Origin of the sequence: Moorena sp. SIO4A1 (assembly GCF_010672065.1) — a bacterium.
Lineage (GTDB): Bacteria > Cyanobacteriota > Cyanobacteriia > Cyanobacteriales > Coleofasciculaceae > Moorena.
Genome location: NZ_JAAHHX010000937.1, coordinates 1 through 1,157, shown reverse-complemented (window position 1 = coordinate 1,157; position 1,157 = coordinate 1). Strand labels below are relative to the sequence as shown.

The following is a 1,157-nucleotide window of genomic DNA, read 5'->3' as shown; positions in this document are numbered from 1 at the left end:
AGACTCCCAGTGCCACTTTCACCATTACCGACAATGACCAATCCACGATCACCGAGAGTGTGACTATTTTCTGGCGTAATCAGGAGACCGGAGTCAATGGTGCTTGGTTGATGGATGGTCTCGACTTAGCTCAAGCCGTGACAATTCCTTCACCAACAGAACCAGCCGACAGTCCCTGGCAGATGCAGGGTGCAGGGGATTTCAACAGTGATCAACAACAAGATATTCTCTGGCGTAATACCTCTACTGGTGAAACTGGCATCTGGTTGATGGCAGGATCGGTGTTTGAGAATTCAGTGTCCATAACCCCAACTCCAGACCTGGACTGGGAAATTCGTGGCACCGAAGATTTTAACAGTGATCAACAACAGGATATTCTCTGGCGCAATACCTCCACTGGGGAAAATAAAGTCTGGTTAATGAATGGCACCACTGTGGCTGAGGAGGTGTTGATTCAATCGGAAGCAGTCACTAGTATTTGGGAAATGAGGGCAGCGGGAGACTTGGATGGAGATGGTGATGGGGATATTATTTGGCGCAATACTCAAGAGCAAACTATTTACTATTGGAGGATGGAAGGGACTCAGTACATTGAATCAGTGTTGATCTCCTCACCAATCAGTAGTGGTCAGGAGGTAATCCATGGCACCCTCGACATCGATGATAATGGTTTCGATGATATCCTCTGGCGCAATCTCGACGATGGACAAAATAGTGTCTGGCTGATGAATGCCAATGGGTTCGATCGCCTGGAGAAGCTTGATCCACTAACCGATACCAGTTGGCAAAGTTATGTGTGAAATACGTAATTTAAAATACAAAATTTCAATTACCTAATTTAAAATTACCTAAGTATTTAGCCAAGGACAATCAGCTAACGCCCTTAGGGCGTTAGCTGATTGCTTATATATAGAAACCTTATATAGCGTTTGTATTTGATATGTAAACGTAGGAGGTATTTTTTTTTATAAAATAAAACTACGTATCTCTTTCCCCTCCTGGGAGCAGTAGGGGTGGGTTACTCTTGCTAGCATGCCTATTCCCTTTTGCCTATTCCCTTTTGCCTATTGCCTATTGCCTATTGCCTATTGCCTATTCCCTGTTCCCTGTTTCGTTTTGCCTATTTCCTATTTTGAAACCGCTGAGTGTACTCTAGT

1 protein-coding gene is annotated in these 1,157 nt (G+C 44.3%); it reads left to right on the top strand.

Features of this window, described 5'->3' with window-relative positions; genetic code table 11:
- On the top strand, positions 1–800 hold an 800-nt coding region (locus F6K53_RS44260; protein WP_293087249.1), incomplete at its 5' end, for an FG-GAP-like repeat-containing protein.
- Between the last annotated feature and the right edge of the window lie 357 nt (positions 801–1,157).